The organism is Emticicia sp. MM, from assembly GCF_001649495.1.
On the sequence record NZ_LXHX01000112.1, the window covers coordinates 19,702 to 38,388 of the forward strand.

Sequence of the window (18,687 nt, forward strand, 5' to 3'; positions counted from 1 at the left end):
AATGAATCGCAATTTAATTTGTTCCAGCCTTTCTACAGCTCACTTGTTTGTAATAATCAACAGGTGTGCCATATTTGACGTATTAGTTATTTCTACTTGCGAAGTAACAAATAATATACCACAGTGTCAAGGAAAAATGCAAAAATAGTTGTCAAGACAATCTTTTTATTATTGAGGCTTACCTTCCTCGTATAAAACTTGCAAAACTGTCTGTCCAACAGCCTTTAAAGTAGCTTTATCAATGATTGAAAGATTGTCTTTTTGTGTGTGGTGATAATCTCCAAAAGTATTACCCGTTGTCGGACGTAAATCACAAATATCAATCATTGGAATCTTCGCATTTACGTTTACGGGTACGTGGTCATCTGAAATATTACCAAATTCTTGGTTTAAGAAATATTGGCTGTAACCCAACTGGCTAGCAATACCCCACACATTGTTCATCACAGCAGGAGCGTATTGCATCGAAGTCATATCTTTCGTAAAAGTAGCCCCTTTAGCTCCGACCATATCTAACAAAATCCCAAAATAAGCAGAATAATTAGGTTGATGTAAATTTCTCGACCAATACTCTGAACCCATTAACCATCCTTGATTAGGAATAGTAACCTCTTTTGTATAATCGCTTGGTGGGCCCCAATCTTCTACATCAAACAAAATTACATCAATACCAATATTTGGTTTTTGTGCTGAGCTTTGAATCGTACGTAAAATCTCAAATATTACTGCTACTCCACTCGGACCATCATTGGCAGAATCGAATGGTTTAGTCTTCGCAGTAGAGTCATCATCCGAAAACGGGCGTGTATCCCAGTGTGATGATAATATGATTCGCTTCGTAGCTTGTGGGTTATATACACCTATGATATTTCTTGCATTCAATACTTTTCCATCATAAGTTACAGGCTTAAATTTCTGTTCAATAACCTCACAGCCTAATTTTTTTAGTTCGCTGGCCATCCAATCACCACATTTTACGTGTGCTGATGAATTTGGAATACGGGGGCCAAATTTTACTTGCTTTTCTACATAGCTATACGCCGTATCGGCATTGAATGCTGGGGCAGTTACCAACTTGGCTGCTTCGCTTGTGCTACTGCTCTCGCTACTACTTGAAGACTGTTTACAGCCAACAAATGCTGTTGAAATAGCTAAAATTGATAAATAACAAGTGTATTTTAATAAATTCATAGTAATTTTTAAATGTTGACGAATATCGCCCAATGGAAGTCTGGCAAAGTTAAAAGTTTTGATTCTTTTCTACTAACGTTCAACACAATTAAGTATTTCAAGAATCGTTTTTTTGATTAGCTTTGTGGAATAGAATTCAAGATATCAGACAAGAAACAAGGGAAATTTTACTTGCTATTTTTCTTCTTTTGTCTCATATCTATTGTCTAAATATCTGATAAAAATGACTATAGAAGAAGCACAAAAGATTGTTGATGAATGGATTACGACCATTGGTGTTAGATACTTTAATGAATTGACCAATACGGCTATTTTGATGGAAGAAGTGGGCGAGGTAGCTCGCATCATGGCCCGTAGATACGGCGAACAATCAGAAAAAGAATCGGATAAAAACAAAGATTTAGGCGATGAAATGGCCGATGTTCTTTTTGTGCTTATCTGCTTGGCCAACCAAACAGGTATCAACCTAACAGAGGCTCTTCTAAAGAACTTAGAGAAGAAAACTAAACGTGATTTACACCGCCATCAAAACAATGAAAAACTAAATTCACCAAACTAATGTTTACAATCCTGACCCAAGCATTTCGCCGAACCGCTCAAAACTGGCCCGTAGTTTTGGGAGTATTCTTTATTAATTTTGCTTTGGGCCTAATCATTGCTTTTCCGAGTTTTAGTATTCTTCGGGCTGAGTCTCAACAATCTCTGGCTTTCGAAAAGTTAGTTGGGGGTTTCGACTTTACCGTTTTCTACGATTTCATGCACAAGAATGGAAAATCACTTACTCCCATACTACCAATAAGTTTGGGTTTATCTTTGCTATATTCTATACTTAATGTATTATTTGCAGGTGGTATCATCAGTCAATTTGCTCTTCGGAATCCTTTCCGATTAGGGGCCTTTCTGCAAAATTCTTGGCAGTATTTCCTACGATTCTTGGGTGTATTTTTACTGCAAATTTTCTGTTTAATAATCATACTCATTGCTTCAGCACTTCTATTTAGTTTATTTGATTCTGTAGCTAAAGGAAGTACAGAACCCACTTTCGCCGCATGGATGATTCTGCCGATGGCTTTTGCTTTTTTCTATATTACCTATGTGCTAAATGTAGGTGACTACGCCCGAATTTTGCTATTTCGAGATGAATTATTAAACCCAATTCAAGCTTTTTGGAAAGCCATTGAATATGTTTTTAGGAATCTTAAAGCCATGCAAGTTTACTGGGCAGTTATGGTGTTGAGTTTAATTCTTTCTTTAATCTATTTGTTGATTGAAAGTCGCATTGGAATGACCTCAGGATTTAAGATTATTCTCATGTTTGTAGTGCAGCAAGCTTTTATATTCGGACGAATTTTTATCCGAATTTGGCAGTTGAGTAATGCCTTTGATTTTGTTTCGCTCCGCCCGATTCCGCTTACACCTAAGACGATAATCATTGAACACAAAATTACAGAAGAAACGATACAAGAACCCAAAACCGACGAGAAACAAAACATTGATACTAAACTTTCTGAATAAGAGATTTGTTTTAAGGAAGACTTCCCTCAAAGGGAAGTCTTCCTTAATGTTAATGTTATAAGATTAGTAAAATGGAAGATACAATAGTAAATAGAGTTGCTAAAAGTGGACTACTATCGCTCGACTTAGAAGATTATTATCACGCAGGCGAACGTGTAGTGTATGATTTAAAAGACAATCTTTTCATGGGTCTAATTCTGAAAGAAAAAGATTTTAGAGATTTCATAAAAACCCACGACTGGGCCCAATATACTGGTAAAAATGTAGCCATTACTTGCTCTGAAGATGCCATTGTACCCACTTGGGCCTATTTGTTATTAGCCATTCAATTAGAGCCTTATGCCCACATGGTGGTCTTCGGTACGCTACAAGATTTAGAAACCAAGCTCTATGAAGAAGCCTTAGCAAAAATCAATTTTGAAGAATATGCCGGAACAAGAGTTGTTGTGAAAGGATGTAGCAAAGTAGCTGTCCCCACGAGTGCGTATGTAGAAGTTACCCGTCGCCTGCGTCCTTATGCTCAAAGTATCATGTTTGGTGAGCCTTGTAGCACCGTACCACTTTATAAAAAACCAAAAGTATAATTCTTGCATAATTTTCTGTAATTTTGCGACCCGTTTGTACCACAATTCTCTGAATTGTGTTTATTTCTAATTAATTTCTACGATTTCAAACAACTTAGAAAGTTGTTTTACAAAAATATGGTTCGTGTAAGATTTGCTCCCAGTCCAACAGGCCCTCTACACATCGGAGGTGTTCGTACTGCTTTGTATAATTATCTATTTGCTCGTAAAATGGGCGGAAAAATGTTGCTCCGTATCGAAGATACTGACCAAACTCGCTATGTTCCAGGAGCAGAAGATTATATCTTAGAAGCCCTCAAATGGGTAGGAATCGAAATTGATGAAGGTCAAGGAGTGGGTGGTCCTCATGGTCCGTACCGTCAATCGGAAAGAAAACCAATTTATCGTCAATACGCAGAGCAGCTTCTTGCCGAGGGAAAAGCTTATTATGCCTTTGATACCGCCGAAGAATTAGAAGAAATGCGTAAGCGTTTGGAAGAAGCAAAGGTTGATAATATGTCGTACAATGCCGTAACGAGAATGCAAATGAAAAACTCGCTTACGCTCCCGAAAGAAGAAGTTGAAGCAAGAATTGCCAACGGCGACCCTTACGTTATTCGTTTGAAAGTACCTTTAAAAGAAGAAATTCGCTTCAAAGATATTATCCGTGACTGGGTAGTTGTACATTCATCGACCATTGATGATAAAGTTTTGCTAAAGTCAGATGGAATGCCTACTTATCACTTAGCCAATATCGTTGATGACCACCTGATGGAAGTAACCCACGTAATTCGTGGCGAAGAATGGTTGCCATCGGCTCCCCTCCATATTTTACTATATAAAGCCTTCGGATGGAAAGCTCCAGAGTTTGCTCACTTACCTTTACTTCTCAAACCAGAAGGCAACGGCAAACTTAGCAAACGTGATGGCTTATTGGGTAATTTCCCGATTTTCCCATTAGAATGGACTGACCCATTTACGGGTGAAGTAGCACGTGGTTTTAAACAAGATGGTTATTTGCCAGAAGCTGTTATAAACTTTTTGGCATTTTTGGGCTGGAACCCTGGTACTGAACAAGAGTTTTTTACCAAAGAAGAATTAATCGAATCATTCAGTTTAGATAAGATTCACAAAGCTGGAGCAAGATTCATGATAGATAAAGCCAAATGGTTTAACCAACACTATATCAAATCAAAATCTGAAGGAGAATTAGTTGCTATTATCAAAGAATCAAAAGCCGATTTATCTGATGAACTAGCTGCCAAATTGGTAAGTTTAATGAAAGACCGTGTGACTTTCCCGCAGGAAATCATCACTGAAGTACCTTTCATTTTTGAAGCTCCGAGTATTTATGATGAAGAGGTTGCCAAATCAAAATGGAATGATGATGCTCGAAAAGCTATCGGTGTTATCAAAGAAGCAGTTCTTGCTATGAATGAGGTCGATTTTACAGCACAGCAAATTCATGATACCATCTTCCCTGCCCTCGAAGCAGCTGGCATTAAAGCAGGTAAAGTCATGCAAGCCTTCCGTCTGGCAATAACTGGCGTAGGTAAAGGCCCTGATTTGATGCTTACTCTGGAGATTCTTGGAAAAACTGAGGTCATCAACCGAATAGATAAGGCAGTTGCAGCATTAGGTTAATACGACCTTGATATCATTACTTTATCAATACAATTAACTATTCCTAAGAGCATATATACCTTGTAAAAAGTTATACAGGCTCTTAGGATTATTAATCAAAAAGAAATCAAGAAATACGCACTTACACCGCTTGCGAGTAACAGTGAATAGTAAAATTACCATTGAGACAAGCAATAATTTATCGCTTTTATTGAAATCCTGCTTTCGTTCGGAATAATACCAATAAAATAAGTGTCCAATAATTACTACTTGAATTAAAAAAGATGGTAAATTACCAAAGTAGTAATTAATATACACTCAATTCGAGGACAAGTAAAAGGATAACTATCCCGATTTTTAGCATAGGATTTAGATAGAGTGTTCTGCTATTGACGAGATGGTAGCCAAGCTTATATATTAAAAGGATTTATCATAAAAACTTACTAGAATCATGGCAAAGAAAAAAGCTGATGAAAAACCCAATGCTGAAAAGCCGCGTGTACACAAAGATTTAGATGGATTTGATATAAAAATCAACTCTTTTGGAGAAATTCAGATGAGTTATGATATTGAAAAAATCAATGAATTTCTCAATAAAACCGTTGACGATAAAAAACTCAGAAATCGTAAATGACCAACAAACACCCTAACGGTAGAAAAACTCTATCACACCTTGTTGGCCACTTATCATCATTTTTTGTTTTTCTCCCTCCGAAAGTTTTCTCACTTTAGGGCTCATGCCATTGTCATTGATGTAAATTGTACGAACTATATCTTCGGGTTTAGGCTTGTCTACGCTTTCGGTCATAATATTATAAAGAGCAGATATATACCCTTTAAAATCTTGAATTTCGAAAGGTGCAAAACCCTCTTTTAGGTGTATTTCATGGTCTATTTGTTCGCACCTTTCCAAACGCAAACCTAAGGTTTCAGTGTTAAAGGTCGGCTTATTTATCGTACTGTCAGTAGCTGTACTAAGATATTTTGTTTGGTCAAACAGCTCAATGGGGTAGTTCATCAACAAACCACCATCAACAAATACATCACAACTATCGCTTGTTATAGGATTTTCAATAACTTTTCCTTTAGCATTTAAAAATACTGATTGGTAATAAAGCGGTATAGACATAGATACTCTCACGGCATCACACACTCGCATTTCAGGGTAAGTTTCATAAGAAAAAACTTCCAATCTTTGTTTAGTAAGATTTACCCCCGTGACATACAAATCTCTGTACGGAATACTTTTGGCTAATTCATGAAGTTCAGCAAATGTCAGATTAGGCTTTCCTGTTCGGTCGGTTATGAGTTTCTGAATCGTAGTCAAGAAATTTTCACCTTTATACCAGCCAAATTTCTTTACAAATCTTTCACTGGCTTTTATGACCGACCCACCATCATTAAAAGTTTCGATAGGCGTTTCGGCAATTATTTGAGCAATTTCATCTGCTGAATAACCCACAGCTAATAGACAAGCCTGAATTGCACCTGCGGATGTTCCGCCAACTCGCTGAATTTGTTGTAAAACGCCCCTACTTTCTAATTCTTTTAAGGCTCCTCCATACGCTACACCCTTGATGCCTCCACCTTCCATGATTAAATTTCTATAAACTTTTTGTTGTGCGAACGCTATTACTGAAAACGAAATGAGAAAAATAGTTTTGATATACTTAAGCATTAGTTATATGAGGATTTTGCAGCTTTAACGCAAAGATTCTATGTTCTATTACTTAGTTTCATGAAAGATTTCCAAGAATGACTAACAAACTGATAATAGAGACCACGATTCCCCAAGTAATGAAAAACCGCTTACGTTCTTTTCTTTTCTCTTCTCTGCTCATTTCCTTACTTATCTTAATTCTTTTCCGAAAAGCTTTCATCAAAAAATAAATCCCTCCAGAAAAAATCCCAACTGTGAGAAGTAAAGATAATACAGCTAAAAAACCATAACCACTACAAGCAATTGAACAGGAAAGTATAGTAGCCACATAGGTAAGCCCTAAGCTCAACAAAAATAACAGAACATACACAACTCTACGACCATTATGTGAGGGTTGTTCATCCTGTGAACTCTTATTCTCTGAAAGTGCTCCAACACGAGCTTTGATAGACTTCTCCCAAACTTTCTCTTCGTATTGACTTGTACTATCTGTCCGTACTGATACTCCAGCGTGTACCCATTGACCAACTATATTTTCGCCTACACTTTTATAGTAATTACCCAACAAAAGCGTCAATCCGAATGTACACAAGAATATTACAAAAGTAACTTGATGCCTAATTTTATGATAAATACGCTTATTTACTCGCTCAATAAATTCATGATTCATTTGTAGGAAACTCACCAATAGCACCAACAATAAAACCGAAAGATTGAGTGTTCTTTCTGATAACTTAGGAATAAAATAATAACCGATTAATCCAGCCGATAACCCTTTGGCTATTTCTATCATTACAATTAATAGTCTTGCCATTAAAACATTTTTAGATGCCCACAGCGAAATATTTTTCATATTCATTATCTTTTAATTTTACCTAAATAGCCTCCAAAGATAATTAAAAACCCAAGATTTTTGCATAAAATCTATCTACACCCAATAAAAGTTTTTGACCTAAAATTGGCAAATTAAGCTTAACGAGGCTTTTATTCTGTTTTAATTTATAACTTTGTAGCATTGAATAAAAATTATTAGAATGTACACTCACTCACTCAAGTTACGTAAACCCTTAGCTGTAATTGACCTCGAAACTACAGGTGTAAATGTGGCCAAAGATAAAATTGTAGAACTCTGTATTGCTAAGGCAAAACTTGATGGTACGGTAGAAGTAAAAACCAAACTTATCAATCCGGGTATTCCAATTCCGCTAGAAAGTAGCCTCATTCACGGTATTTATGATGAAGATGTGAAAGATGCTCCTACATTCAAGCAAATCGGTAGAGCACTCGCTCAATTTTTAGAAGGCTGCGATTTAGCAGGTTTTAATAGCAATCGTTTTGATGTACCGATGTTGGTTGAAGAGTTTTTGAGAATTGATATTGATTTCGATGTGAAAAATCGCAAGCTGGTAGATGCTCAAAGAATTTTCCACCTAATGGAACCACGCACGCTTTCGGCAGCATATAAATTTTTCTGCAATAAAACCCTCGACAATGCCCATAGTGCCGAAGCAGATACTTTGGCAACACTCGAAGTACTTTGTTCTCAGGTAGAAAGATACGACGGCGTAAAAGTGAAAAACGATAAAGGTGAAGAGTACGAGCCTGTTAAAAATGATATGGAAGTGCTCCACCAGTTAACCTCAGCCAATATTGTTGATTTTGCTCAACGCATGATTTTAAACAATAAGGGAGAAATTGTGTTTAACTTTGGGAAACATAATGGAAAACCAGTAAAAGCAGTTTTAAAACAAGAACCCCAGTATTATGATTGGATGATTAACGGAGACTTCCCGCTTGATACCAAACGTAAACTCACTGAAATTAAGCTAAAAATGATGCTTGATAAATAGGTCAACCATGATAATATTTTTCCAATGGTAACAATTTTCGCAAAAAGCACACTACAAAAACGAATATTGTTTATTTTTGCGGAAATATTCTTCAACGCCCCTAATTATCAGCCTTATAAGCGTTTCTTAAGAAGAATTAAACGTTAATTAATTAAAGCAATGCAAAGCCAAATACCTGACATTTTTCAGATACCTCTAATAAACTACGTATTATTAGCAAGTATTTTGTTTATCATTGGCATCGTAGGCGTATTAATTCGCCGAAATGCTATCATTATCTTTATGTCTGTCGAATTGATGCTTAATGCGGTTAACCTACTTTTGGTGGCGTTTTCATCGTATCGTTCAGACCCCGCGGGACAAGTCTTTGTATTCTTCATTATGGCCGTAGCTGCTGCCGAAGTAGCCGTCGGTCTGGCCATTATCGTAATGATTTACCGCAACATTCGCTCAATTGATGTTAGCCTTTTAGATAAACTTAAATGGTAAGATGCTATGATTAATCGTAAAATGAGGTTTCATTTTACTACAATCATTATTCATTAGAAATAATTTTTACGATATGTTATTAATAAAACTTATACCTTTATTTCCACTCATCGGTTTCCTAATCAATGGGCTTGGTTTCCGCAAAATATCTAAAGGTCTGGCAGGATGGCTTGGTACAGGTGCGGCACTTCTTTCATTCGTAGGTGCAGTTTCAGCTTATCAGGCATTTATGGCAGGCGGCGAACAGCCAATCATTGTAAATATTTTTGATTGGATTACTGTTGGTTCATTAAATATCAGTTTTTCTTTCCAAATCGACCAATTATCAATTTTAATGCTCTTCGTTGTGACGGGTGTGGGTACGCTCATTCACGTATATTCGATGGGCTATATGCACGATGACGAAGGATTTGGTAAATTCTTTGCCTTTTTAAACCTCTTCTTATTCTCGATGTTATTGCTCGTAATGGGTTCAAACTACATCGTCATGTTTATTGGTTGGGAAGGTGTAGGTCTTTGTTCGTACTTACTAATCGGTTTCTGGAATAAAAATTTCGAATACGGCAATGCTGCTCGCAAAGCCTTTATCATGAACCGTGTAGGTGACTTAGGATTTTTGATTGGTATTTTCTTGATTATCAACCAATTTGGTACAGTTGAATACCTACAAGTATTCGAAAAAGCGAAAGGTCTTTCAATAGGTAATGCCGCTATTATAGCCATTACAGCTTGCTTATTTATCGGTGCGACTGGTAAATCAGCTCAAATTCCACTTTATACTTGGTTACCAGATGCCATGGCGGGTCCGACTCCAGTTTCGGCCTTAATTCACGCTGCTACCATGGTTACGTCTGGTCTTTACATGATTGTTCGCTCAAATATTCTTTATACACTTGCTCCGGGTACACTCGAAGTAGTGGCATGGGTGGGTGCAGCAACAGCTCTTTTTGCCGCAACAATTGGTATTTTCCAAAACGATATCAAAAAAGTATTGGCTTACTCAACAGTGAGCCAGTTAGGTTATATGTTTATGGCGATGGGTGTTGCCGCTTACACTTCTGGTTTCTTCCACGTCGTAACACACGCTTTCTTCAAAGCTTTATTATTCTTAGGTGCTGGTAGCGTAATTCATGCCATGAGCGGCGAACAAGATATTCGCAAAATGGGTGGTCTTGGTGGAAAAATCAAGATTACAGCTATTACATTCCTAATCGGTACGATTGCTATCTCTGGTATTCCTCCATTTGCAGGTTTCTTCTCGAAAGATGAAATTTTAGCTCATGTTTACGAGCACAATAAAATCATGTGGGTATTAGCGGTTATTGGTTCAATGATGACTGCCTTCTATATGTTCCGTTTGTATTTCTTAACTTTCACTGGAAGTTTCAGAGGAACACACGAGCAAGAGCATCACGTACACGAATCACCATTTAGTATGACCCTCCCATTAATGGTTCTTGCTGTATTCTCGATAGTTGGCGGTTTTATGGGTATTCCTGAAATCTTCCATTTCCCACATGCACTTGCCGAGTTCATGAAACCTCTCTTTGCGGGTTCGTTAGCGGTGAATCCTGAGTTTGCAGGTGCTCCAATCGACCACTCTACGGAATGGATGTTGATGGGTATATCAGTGGCAGCAGCGGTAGTTTCTATTTTATTTGCTTATTCTAAGTTTGGTGGAAGCAAGAATGTTCCTGCTGAAGATTCAGCGATTGAAGGCTTCCAAAAGACAGTTTACAACAAGTATTATATTGATGAAGCGTACTGGGCAATTTTTGTAACACCAGTAAAACACTTATCTAATTTATTCGCTTATGTAGTTGAGCCAAAAGGCTTTGATGGCATTGTGAATGGCATCGGTAATTTAGTCGATTCTGTAAGTGGAAAGGTACGTAAGCTACAAGCGGGTGGAACAGGGTTCTATCTATTTGCGATGGTTATCGGCATTGCCGTTATCCTAACAATGAACCTTGGCTACCAAGTAGTAGAAACAATCAAAACATTTGTTGGAATCAAATAAAATTTAGGCCAGATTTACATCTGTTCTATTTCTATTCATAAAAATTACGGTTAAGTAATAATAATAAAATTAATTTCGAATGTTGGCACTAACACTCATACTTATACCCCTTATTGGTAGCCTCGTGCTATTATTACTGAAAGGAAGTAGCGTAAGTACATCTAAAAATACTGCACTCGTGGCATCATTGGCTACATTTGCAGTGGCCATCTATAGTTTCTTGACTTTCGATGCTCAATCATCAATTGGTGTAAAATATAGTTGGATGAAAGACCTCAATATCAATTTTCATATTGCTATTGATGGTATTAGTATCTTGATGGTTTTACTTACTGCCTTCTTGGTTCCATTAATTATCACCTCGACTTTCAAGCATACTTATAAAAATCACGCTTCTTTTTATGCCCTTATCTTATTAGCAGAAACTGCTTTGATGGGAGTATTCATGGCACGTGATATTTTCTTGTTCTACTTCTTCTATGAAGCTGCCTTGATTCCAGTTTATTTCATTGCAGCTCTTTGGGGTGGACAAAATGCACCACGCATTACTTTTAAGATGTTTGTTTACACCATTTTTGGTAGTTTATTTATGTTGGTAGCTATTGTTTTCTTATATATCAAAGGAGCATCGGCCGACATCAATCAATTAGCTACAACTGCTAAATTACTTACTCCTTCAACTCAAAATATGTTATTCTGGGCATTTTTCATTGCTTTTGCTATTAAAATGCCAGTGCTTCCATTTCATACTTGGCAGCCGGATGCTTATTCAGAATCTCCAACTCCAGCAACGATGCTTCTTTCGGGTCTTCTCTCTAAAATGGGGGTTTATGGCTTGATTCGTATCATGTTGCCTTTATCACCAGCTGGAGTAGCAAACTGGGGTCAATATGGAATGATTCTCGCCGTAATTGGCCTAATCTATGGCTCAATCATTGCCATTCAGCAAAACAATATCAAACGCCTAATTGCCTACTCTTCGTTTGCTCACATGGGCTTAATGGCCGCAGGTGTGCTTTCGGGCAATATCAATGGTATCCAAGGAGCTCTGCTTCAAATGTTTGCTCACGGTGTAAACGCAGTTGGTTTATTTTTCATCGTAAAAATCATTTACGACCGCACTGGAACACGTGATTTATCAGCATTGGGTGGTATTACACAAAAAACACCTGCATTAAGCATTTACTTCATGATTATTATGCTTGGTAGCGTGGCTCTTCCTTTAACAAATGGCTTTGTTGGTGAGTTCTTATTGTTGAAAGGTGTTTATGACAAAGATGCTTGTTTAGGAATCTTCGCTGGACTCACAATCATTTTAGGAGCTGTATATATGCTCCGTTTGATGCAACGCTCAATGTTTGGCGAAGCCAACGAAATTACAGCTAAATTTAAGGATGTTAGTGGTAGCGAAATTGCTGTTTTATTACCAATTGCAGCAGTAGTAATCATCACTGGTCTTTTTCCGAATCTATTCTTAAAAGTAACTGAACCTGCTGTTAATTTACTTTTGCAAATGCTCAAGTAATTTATTGGCTTATAGACTAAGGTCGATAAACGATAGTTTTTGAATGAGAGAAGCAAATACTTTTATTCGAATTTTATCAAAAAATAAAAATATCATAAAACTTAATCCTCGCCATTTGGGCGGCAGCCGTAACGGGCTGGGAGTTTATCAAACGAATTATGTATCCAATACTCGTACTCTCTGTTACTGGACTTGTTACCTTGTTTTTAGGTTTCCTAAAATCAAAGAAAATACTTTTGCCAGCTTCATTGCTTTTTGTGGCAGTAGCATTTCTCTCAAATCTTATTGACTGGAATGCCCCAGGTTTGTACTTCTATGATATGCTTGAAGCAAGCAACCTTTCTATTTTATTTAGTTCAATCATTTTGCTTTCTGCATTTTTGATTATGGCTTTATCGAAAGGTTTTATTGATGATGAACACGCTCAACCAGCTGAATACTTCGCTATTTTGCAGTTTTCTTTGGTTGGAGCAATTATGATGACCAATTTCGAAAACCTCATCATGTTGTTTGTTGGCGTAGAGATTCTATCAGTAGCAATGTATATTCTTACAGGTAGTGATAAACGTAATATCAGAGGCAACGAAGCCGCTTTGAAATACTTCTTGATGGGCTCATTTGCAACAGGCATCATGCTATTTGGAATGGCCATGCTTTATGGAGCAAATTACTCATTCAATATTTCAGATGCTCGTAATTTATTGCTTCAACCAGTTACTGACGTTCGTCCAGTATTTTTATATGTAGGTGTTACCTTCTTGTTAATTGGTTTGCTATTTAAAGTTTCAGCAGCCCCTTTCCACTTCTGGACTCCAGACGTTTACGAAGGTGCTCCAACTATCTTTACAACTTTCATGTCAACAGTTGTAAAAACGGCTGGTTTTGCAGCAATCTATCGTATTCTTGAAGAGTCATTCTCTCCGATGTATAGTTTCTGGTGGGTAATGATTGTTGTAATGGCACTTTTGAGCTTATTCATTAGTAACATTACGGCTGTGGCACAAAGTAGCTTTAAGCGTATGTTAGCTTTTTCAAGTATCTCTCACGCAGGATATATGTTATTAGCTTTGGTAGGTTTAAACAATAATTCAGGTGATTCAATCGTATTTTATTCATTAGCCTATGCTTTGGCAACAATCAGTGCATTTGGGGTATTGATGATTGTATCGCAAGACAACTTAGTTGATGGAAGACCAAATGAAAATATTACAGTCTTAAACGGTTTATCTAAGAAGAGTCCTTTCTTGGCAATTGTTTTGGCAATCTCAATGCTTTCATTAGCAGGTATTCCGCTTACGGCAGGTTTCTGGGGTAAATTCTACGTATTTGCCGATGCTGCTTCTCGTGGGCACGTTTGGGTACTTGTTGTGGCGATTATCATGTCGGCTGTTGGTATTTATTACTATTTCAAGCCAATCATTGCAGCTTATATGAAAGACGGTGAAGGGGAAAACATCCAACTATCCTCACTACATAAAATTATACTTGGACTAACAACCCTAGGGTCAGTTTTATTAGGTCTTTTCCCTGACTTAGTACGTGGATTGCTCTCCATCGCTTAATGGTTAAACTATGGAGCTCATCTTAACTCTTACTGGACTAAATTTATTTGTGAAATTACTTAACAAAATAAAGAATAAAGAACTAAGGTCATTTGTCTCTTTCTTCTTAACAGCTGTTTTAGGAGCTGGAACAAACTTTGTTTCCCAGATTCCATATAAGTCGTTATTTTTAACACTTGGGTATTTAGATAAACCTGCTTTTAACTTAAGTGTATTCGCAGGTTATTTAACAGCAACAATTGTTAGTTTTATTCCAGCGAAAGTATTTGCCTTTTCAGCTAAAGAATCGGGAAATTCAAAAAGAGAATCAATTAAGTATCTTATTATAGCAGCCGTTGCATTGGGGATTCAAGTAGGAATTTCATCACTTACGCTTGATTATATCGCTAATCCACTTTTTAGTTCTTCCTCTCTATTTTTAAGAGAAAAAGGCTCACACGTAGTAGGAATGGGCTTCAGTTTTTTTGCTAATTATTATGGCCATAAATTCCTAACATTCAGAAGTACAGGCGTTTATGAAAAAATTAAGGCACGTTCGCCTCGTTAAAATTGTACAAAAACAAGAAACTCTATTTTCTTAAAAGGAATTTAAGTTTTTTTTAAATATTTTTTAAGAAAACGCTTGCATAGTATCTTAAAATTATCTTAAATTTGCAATGCGTTTAAAACCTTAAAACACCGCAAATAAAGACATGAAAAAAGTAATCGCAATCTTATTCGTAGCATGTGTAGCTTCTTTAGCTGCTTGTACTTCTAAAACTGAGCAAGCTGCTGATTCAACTGTAGCTGCTGTTGATACTGCTGCTGCTGCTGTTGATACAACTGCTGCTGCTGACACTACAGCTGCTGCTGACACTACTAAGAAATAATTTTCTTACGAAAAGCATAAAAAAATCCTTGTTCTTACGAGCAAGGATTTTTTTATGGCCATTATTCAAAGATTTTCTACCAAGTCTTGAGATGATGGTTCATTTCTTCCAACAAAAACTTAGAAACACTTCTGTTCTCACTTCCAACCAGCTGGTTGTCAATTCTAGTTATTGGTAATACTTTTTTGGTTGTGCTGGTAGTAAAAACTTCATCTGCTTCGAGCACCTCTTGTAAAGCTACGCTACGTTCTTCAACCTTAAAATTTGCTTTAGCTAATTCAAGAATATAACGTCGGGTAATTCCACGTAAGATTTGGGTATCTGGTGTAGCTATGACATTATTTTTCACAATAAATACATTGCTTCTACTCAACTCGCTAATTTTTCCATCTTTATGAAATAAAACATCAGTAGCACCCGCTTCACGAATATCAGACTGCAATATCATTAGATGCTTATAATCAGTGCTTTTAATTTCTGGATAATCTCTTACATACTCATGTGAGATAACTTTCATACCCGCCTCATATTCTGATTCTTTAACAGGATGAATATCTTCACTAATGATGAGCAAATTCGGCTCAATCATTTTCATCGCATCAGGTGAATAGCCCCCTGTAAGTACGAAACGAATACCACAATCTTCGAGTCCACTTTTTTCAATTAAAGCCATAACTACCGAATAGGCTTTTTCTTTACTTATGGGGTTAGGTAACTTCATCAGTTTCGCCGAACGGTCAAAACGTTCCCAATACCAATCCCACTGAAAAGGACGTCCGTTATAAGTTCGGAAATAATCGAAAAGGCCATAGCCACGCAACAAACCTAAATCAGTAATATGAATGTTTGTATTTTCAACAGAATCAATCTTGTTGTTGAGATAACAATGATGTGCCATCAGCTAAATTGAATATAATAGTAATAAAATAAAAGTGGCACGATTTGAACCGTGCCACAGAAAAATCATTTTCGAGGTTCAAAGAAATCACCTTTGTTCCATGTTGGTCGAGCTTCTGTCTGAGCAACTAAATAACTCACCAAGAAATTCACTCTCGCATAAGTTTTACCTGCCGACCATACAAAGCCATTAGTAATTTCATCGGAAGGTTTATGATAATGTGTCTCACGCCATTTTTTTACGTTTTCAGCCAAATTTAATTTCGGATTACTGAATCTATAACCATACTTTATATGAAGAGCAGGAATACCTGCCTTTACAAAATTATATTGATCGCTACGCACAAAACGGCCTTCGCTTGGGTCTGGGTCTGGCTCCACTTCAAGTTTTGCAATACTTGCGGCATTATCTACTACTTTTTGTAAACTACTATGTTCAGCACCCAGTGGAGCAACCGATTCTAATGGAGCAAGCAAAGTAGGCATATCGGTATTGATATCGGCTACAATTTGACTCTTTTTAACAGTCGGATAAGCTGCAAAATACCCTGAACCTAAAAGCCCCATTTCCTCAGCTGTAACGAGTAAAAACAACAATGAACGCTTAGGTTTTAAAGAAGCTGGCAAAGTAGCGTAAGAGCGTGCGATTTCTAAAGCACAAGCCACGCCTGAAGCGTTATCGTGAGCACCATTATAAATAGAATCACCATTAATGGGTTTTCCTACGCCAAGGTGGTCGAGGTGTGCCGAGTGAATAACATATTCTTTCTTCAATTTAGCATCTGTTCCTTCGAGTTTAGCTACTACATTGAAACTCGTAATATCTTGATGCGTACTTTCATAATGCCCTGAAATCATACTTTTCAATGGCTTACTCACAAATTTTCCTTTTTCGAGTTGTTGCCAAGTGCTATCAAGCATATTATTTTCAGCTCTCATGAGTTCCTGCAAGGTTGGGACAGAAATACCGCCAGCAACCATTATTTTTCCGCCGAGAGCAGAGGCACAGCTTGTACGTTTACCATCTGCTGTAACCGAAGCAGAAATGCCATTCGCAACCATACCATTGGCTGCGGCTTTAAACTGTACCATACTGGTAGTATAATTACAAACCAATACACCAATCGCTCCATTTTTAGCAGCAAATTCTTGGAGCGTAGCAGGATATTGTAGGTGTAGTTTCACATTGGCAGGTAAATTATCTGGAACTCTTCGTAATATGACTACAATTTTACCTTTTACATTGAGTCCTTTATAATCTTCAATATTGATCTGAGGAGCATCAAAGCCAGATCCTACAAAAACTAACGGAGCTGTAAAATCAACACTTTTAAGCTCTGGATGTGGATAAATAGATAAATCGTTACCTAATGTTAATTCTTTCTTTTCTCCATTTGGCAAAGTGAGTGTAAACTTTGCTGCTTCTTTCACCAACTTCGCCTTACGAAGTATTACTTTTTGCGTAAACCCTCCATTTTCACCAGCTGGTTTCAAACCCATTGATTTATATTGTTCAATGGCATAATCTACCGCCATTTGGTAGCCTTCTTTACCCGGCAAACGGCCTTTGAGTTTATCATCTGATAAGTACGCTACGTGTGCTTTAATTTTATTGGTATCAATGTTTTCTAAATGTTTTAAGACTTGCTCAGAAACAATATTTTGGGCAAAACCCGAGAATGTTATACATAAACAAATCGTCAAGAAGATTTTTTTCATAGAATTTAGTTTGATGTTTTTTTTACCAAAAGTAAGGCTTCTTGATTAAAGCTACGCAACGCTTAAAGCATTTTTTACATCTACAGAGAAAACAAAATTCTGAAAAACTATGAAAAAGCATCTTTTAAGCATTTGTCTATTGCTGAGTATTCAAGCATCATTTGCCCAATCTTCTCTTAAGTCAAATACCGACTGGCTTGCTGGACAACTAAACAGACTGGTTACTGACGATTCGCACGGAAAAGAAAAAAACACCAAACCTGTATTTTCTTTTCTTAACGATAAGATGAATATGAATGTAAAAGCCAAAGAAGAAGGCTTTTCGATGAATTTTAATATTAGCTGGCATTTAAGAGATGTACGAAAAGTTAGCTACAAAAAACAGAAAGATGGGTTTTACGAATTGGTATTGGATGTACCAGCCGACCGTGTAAAAGTAGATTTAGGTTTTGGGAAGGATAATACGATTGGTGGCTCATTTAATGTCAATGATGATGACAAAAGAGATAGCCATACTTCATTTACACTCGAAACTAAAGATGAATTGGTGGTGAAAGAAATAGCCTACAGATTTGAAAATGCCGTTCGTGAGGCAAGAAGGTAGAAGAAGCAATAACTATTTATGAAAAATGCCATAGAAGTCGATTAATAAAAATCTTTTCTATGGCATTTATTATTCGAAAAGAACTTGAAACGTTTTTGTCAGTGTCTTCAGATAATAAAGTTTTAAGGGAAGAAACGATAAATTTCTTTCCGATGAGCCACCAAAATAAAAAGAACTGATTTATCTATCTGCAATTCAAAACCTACTCTATAATCTCCAAGCCGAACTCGATAATAAGTTTCGTAGCCTTGCATCTTTTTAATATTGGGTATATCTGTAAGGTTTTCACTATCCTCAAAATTATTAATAAGTTCAAGTAGTTTTTCTTTAACTTTCTTATCTCTTAACTTTTTAAGGCTTTTCAAAAATGCTTCATCAAATTGTACGACCATTGAAAATTACTTTTTGAGTTCAGCCAAAATTGATTCCTTCGACACAATTTTGCCAGTTTTGGATTGCGTCATCATTTTCCCGAGCAACAAATCTTCTGAAACCTCCTTATCGAGAACTTGAACTTTTTCACCCAATTTCTTTGCCAACTCTATCAATAATTTAGAAGTACTTTTTGATTGGGATTGAATGATAATCGTTTCCATAATT

At 36.8% G+C, this 18,687-nt stretch carries 20 protein-coding genes; 13 read left to right on the forward strand and 7 right to left on the reverse strand.

Annotated features, from left to right (window positions below; translation table 11 throughout):
- Positions 1 to 168 precede the first annotated feature (168 nt).
- The gene (locus A6M55_RS14860; protein ID WP_064198348.1) at positions 169 to 1,191 is read right to left on the reverse strand and encodes a M28 family peptidase; all 1,023 of its coding nucleotides are present in this window, start codon (positions 1,189 to 1,191) and stop codon (positions 169 to 171) included.
- A 223-nt stretch (positions 1,192 to 1,414) separates the two neighbouring features.
- Between A6M55_RS14860 and A6M55_RS14865 the strand changes: the two genes are divergently transcribed.
- From A6M55_RS14865 to A6M55_RS14885, 5 genes are all read left to right on the forward strand, one after another.
- Positions 1,415 to 1,750, forward strand: a complete 336-nt coding sequence (locus A6M55_RS14865; protein WP_064198331.1) for a nucleotide pyrophosphohydrolase — start codon at positions 1,415 to 1,417, stop codon at positions 1,748 to 1,750.
- On the forward strand, positions 1,750 to 2,706 hold the full coding sequence (locus tag A6M55_RS14870; RefSeq protein ID WP_064198332.1) for a hypothetical protein: 957 nt from the start codon (positions 1,750 to 1,752) through the stop codon (positions 2,704 to 2,706). Before A6M55_RS14865 ends, A6M55_RS14870 begins: the two co-directional genes overlap by 1 nt.
- Before the next feature lie 71 nt (positions 2,707 to 2,777).
- Positions 2,778 to 3,290 (forward strand): DUF2480 family protein, encoded by a 513-nt coding sequence (locus A6M55_RS14875; RefSeq protein WP_064198333.1) that lies wholly within the window; start codon positions 2,778 to 2,780, stop codon positions 3,288 to 3,290.
- 117 nt (positions 3,291 to 3,407) lie between these two features.
- Positions 3,408 to 4,913 (forward strand): glutamate--tRNA ligase, encoded by a 1,506-nt coding sequence (gltX, locus tag A6M55_RS14880; protein WP_064198334.1) that lies wholly within the window; start codon positions 3,408 to 3,410, stop codon positions 4,911 to 4,913.
- 430 nt (positions 4,914 to 5,343) lie between these two features.
- Positions 5,344 to 5,526 carry a hypothetical protein gene (locus A6M55_RS14885; protein WP_015028322.1) on the forward strand — a complete coding sequence of 61 codons (183 nt, stop codon included), beginning with the start codon at positions 5,344 to 5,346 and terminating at the stop codon, positions 5,524 to 5,526.
- A 12-nt stretch (positions 5,527 to 5,538) separates the two neighbouring features.
- On the opposite strand, the gene A6M55_RS14890 is transcribed toward A6M55_RS14885, so the two are convergent.
- The gene (locus A6M55_RS14890) at positions 5,539 to 6,570 is read right to left on the reverse strand and encodes a patatin-like phospholipase family protein (RefSeq protein WP_082893047.1); all 1,032 of its coding nucleotides are present in this window, start codon (positions 6,568 to 6,570) and stop codon (positions 5,539 to 5,541) included.
- A 58-nt stretch (positions 6,571 to 6,628) separates the two neighbouring features.
- Positions 6,629 to 7,405, reverse strand: coding sequence for a hypothetical protein (locus A6M55_RS14895; RefSeq protein WP_015028324.1), 777 nt, complete (start codon positions 7,403 to 7,405; stop codon positions 6,629 to 6,631).
- Positions 7,406 to 7,586: 181 nt separating this feature from the next.
- On the opposite strand from A6M55_RS14895, the gene A6M55_RS14900 reads away from it, so the two are divergent.
- From A6M55_RS14900 to A6M55_RS17495, 7 genes are all read left to right on the forward strand, one after another.
- Positions 7,587 to 8,402 carry a 3'-5' exonuclease gene (locus A6M55_RS14900; RefSeq protein WP_015028325.1) on the forward strand — a complete coding sequence of 272 codons (816 nt, stop codon included), beginning with the start codon at positions 7,587 to 7,589 and terminating at the stop codon, positions 8,400 to 8,402.
- Positions 8,403 to 8,561: 159 nt separating this feature from the next.
- Complete coding sequence (gene nuoK / locus A6M55_RS14905) at positions 8,562 to 8,891, forward strand: NADH-quinone oxidoreductase subunit NuoK (RefSeq protein ID WP_015028326.1); 330 nt, start codon at positions 8,562 to 8,564, stop codon at positions 8,889 to 8,891.
- Between the two features lie 73 nt (positions 8,892 to 8,964).
- A complete protein-coding gene (gene nuoL, locus A6M55_RS14910; protein WP_015028327.1) occupies positions 8,965 to 10,911 on the forward strand; it encodes an NADH-quinone oxidoreductase subunit L in 1,947 nt (648 codons plus the stop codon).
- 79 nt (positions 10,912 to 10,990) lie between these two features.
- Positions 10,991 to 12,436, forward strand: a complete 1,446-nt coding sequence (locus A6M55_RS14915) for a NuoM family protein (RefSeq protein ID WP_064198335.1) — start codon at positions 10,991 to 10,993, stop codon at positions 12,434 to 12,436.
- Between the two features lie 158 nt (positions 12,437 to 12,594).
- Positions 12,595 to 13,998, forward strand: coding sequence for an NADH-quinone oxidoreductase subunit N (locus A6M55_RS14920; RefSeq protein WP_015028329.1), 1,404 nt, complete (start codon positions 12,595 to 12,597; stop codon positions 13,996 to 13,998).
- Positions 13,999 to 14,008: 10 nt separating this feature from the next.
- Entirely contained in the window at positions 14,009 to 14,545 is a 537-nt protein-coding gene (locus tag A6M55_RS14925) for a GtrA family protein (protein ID WP_015028330.1), read from the forward strand.
- Positions 14,546 to 14,690: 145 nt separating this feature from the next.
- Positions 14,691 to 14,867, forward strand: coding sequence for a hypothetical protein (locus A6M55_RS17495; protein ID WP_015028331.1), 177 nt, complete (start codon positions 14,691 to 14,693; stop codon positions 14,865 to 14,867).
- Between the two features lie 76 nt (positions 14,868 to 14,943).
- On the opposite strand, the gene A6M55_RS14930 is transcribed toward A6M55_RS17495, so the two are convergent.
- Together A6M55_RS14930 and A6M55_RS14935 are read right to left on the reverse strand one after the other, a co-directional pair.
- A complete protein-coding gene (locus A6M55_RS14930; RefSeq protein ID WP_015028332.1) occupies positions 14,944 to 15,765 on the reverse strand; it encodes an aminotransferase class IV in 822 nt (273 codons plus the stop codon).
- A 65-nt stretch (positions 15,766 to 15,830) separates the two neighbouring features.
- Positions 15,831 to 17,483: a M28 family peptidase gene (locus A6M55_RS14935; RefSeq protein WP_064198336.1), complete on the reverse strand. Its 1,653-nt coding sequence runs from the start codon at positions 17,481 to 17,483 to the stop codon at positions 15,831 to 15,833.
- Positions 17,484 to 17,592: 109 nt separating this feature from the next.
- Here A6M55_RS14935 and A6M55_RS14940 point away from each other — a divergent pair, with 109 nt between their 5' ends.
- The gene (locus tag A6M55_RS14940) at positions 17,593 to 18,087 is read left to right on the forward strand and encodes a hypothetical protein (RefSeq protein ID WP_015028334.1); all 495 of its coding nucleotides are present in this window, start codon (positions 17,593 to 17,595) and stop codon (positions 18,085 to 18,087) included.
- A gap of 122 nt (positions 18,088 to 18,209) precedes the next feature.
- Here the strand turns inward: A6M55_RS14940 and A6M55_RS14945 are convergent, their stop codons facing one another.
- Positions 18,210 to 18,479: a type II toxin-antitoxin system RelE/ParE family toxin gene (locus A6M55_RS14945; RefSeq protein WP_064198337.1), complete on the reverse strand. Its 270-nt coding sequence runs from the start codon at positions 18,477 to 18,479 to the stop codon at positions 18,210 to 18,212.
- Between the two features lie 6 nt (positions 18,480 to 18,485).
- Positions 18,486 to 18,683: a hypothetical protein gene (locus A6M55_RS14950; protein WP_015028336.1), complete on the reverse strand. Its 198-nt coding sequence runs from the start codon at positions 18,681 to 18,683 to the stop codon at positions 18,486 to 18,488.
- Positions 18,684 to 18,687: the final 4 nt, after the last annotated feature.

Bases quoted from the DNA above. Each gene is read 5' to 3' on its own strand.
- A6M55_RS14860 (WP_064198348.1), bottom strand. From the start codon at position 1,191: ATGAATTTATTAAAATACACTTGTTATTTATCAATTTTAGCTATTTCA.
- A6M55_RS14865 (WP_064198331.1), top strand. From the start codon at position 1,415: ATGACTATAGAAGAAGCACAAAAGATTGTTGATGAATGGATTACGACC.
- A6M55_RS14870 (WP_064198332.1), top strand. From the start codon at position 1,750: ATGTTTACAATCCTGACCCAAGCATTTCGCCGAACCGCTCAAAACTGG.
- A6M55_RS14875 (WP_064198333.1), top strand. From the start codon at position 2,778: ATGGAAGATACAATAGTAAATAGAGTTGCTAAAAGTGGACTACTATCG.
- gltX (WP_064198334.1), top strand. From the start codon at position 3,408: ATGGTTCGTGTAAGATTTGCTCCCAGTCCAACAGGCCCTCTACACATC.
- A6M55_RS14885 (WP_015028322.1), top strand. From the start codon at position 5,344: ATGGCAAAGAAAAAAGCTGATGAAAAACCCAATGCTGAAAAGCCGCGT.
- A6M55_RS14890 (WP_082893047.1), bottom strand. From the start codon at position 6,570: ATGCTTAAGTATATCAAAACTATTTTTCTCATTTCGTTTTCAGTAATA.
- A6M55_RS14895 (WP_015028324.1), bottom strand. From the start codon at position 7,405: ATGAAAAATATTTCGCTGTGGGCATCTAAAAATGTTTTAATGGCAAGA.
- A6M55_RS14900 (WP_015028325.1), top strand. From the start codon at position 7,587: ATGTACACTCACTCACTCAAGTTACGTAAACCCTTAGCTGTAATTGAC.
- nuoK (WP_015028326.1), top strand. From the start codon at position 8,562: ATGCAAAGCCAAATACCTGACATTTTTCAGATACCTCTAATAAACTAC.
- nuoL (WP_015028327.1), top strand. From the start codon at position 8,965: ATGTTATTAATAAAACTTATACCTTTATTTCCACTCATCGGTTTCCTA.
- A6M55_RS14915 (WP_064198335.1), top strand. From the start codon at position 10,991: ATGTTGGCACTAACACTCATACTTATACCCCTTATTGGTAGCCTCGTG.
- A6M55_RS14920 (WP_015028329.1), top strand. From the start codon at position 12,595: ATGTATCCAATACTCGTACTCTCTGTTACTGGACTTGTTACCTTGTTT.
- A6M55_RS14925 (WP_015028330.1), top strand. From the start codon at position 14,009: ATGGAGCTCATCTTAACTCTTACTGGACTAAATTTATTTGTGAAATTA.
- A6M55_RS17495 (WP_015028331.1), top strand. From the start codon at position 14,691: ATGAAAAAAGTAATCGCAATCTTATTCGTAGCATGTGTAGCTTCTTTA.
- A6M55_RS14930 (WP_015028332.1), bottom strand. From the start codon at position 15,765: ATGGCACATCATTGTTATCTCAACAACAAGATTGATTCTGTTGAAAAT.
- A6M55_RS14935 (WP_064198336.1), bottom strand. From the start codon at position 17,483: ATGAAAAAAATCTTCTTGACGATTTGTTTATGTATAACATTCTCGGGT.
- A6M55_RS14940 (WP_015028334.1), top strand. From the start codon at position 17,593: ATGAAAAAGCATCTTTTAAGCATTTGTCTATTGCTGAGTATTCAAGCA.
- A6M55_RS14945 (WP_064198337.1), bottom strand. From the start codon at position 18,479: ATGGTCGTACAATTTGATGAAGCATTTTTGAAAAGCCTTAAAAAGTTA.
- A6M55_RS14950 (WP_015028336.1), bottom strand. From the start codon at position 18,683: ATGGAAACGATTATCATTCAATCCCAATCAAAAAGTACTTCTAAATTA.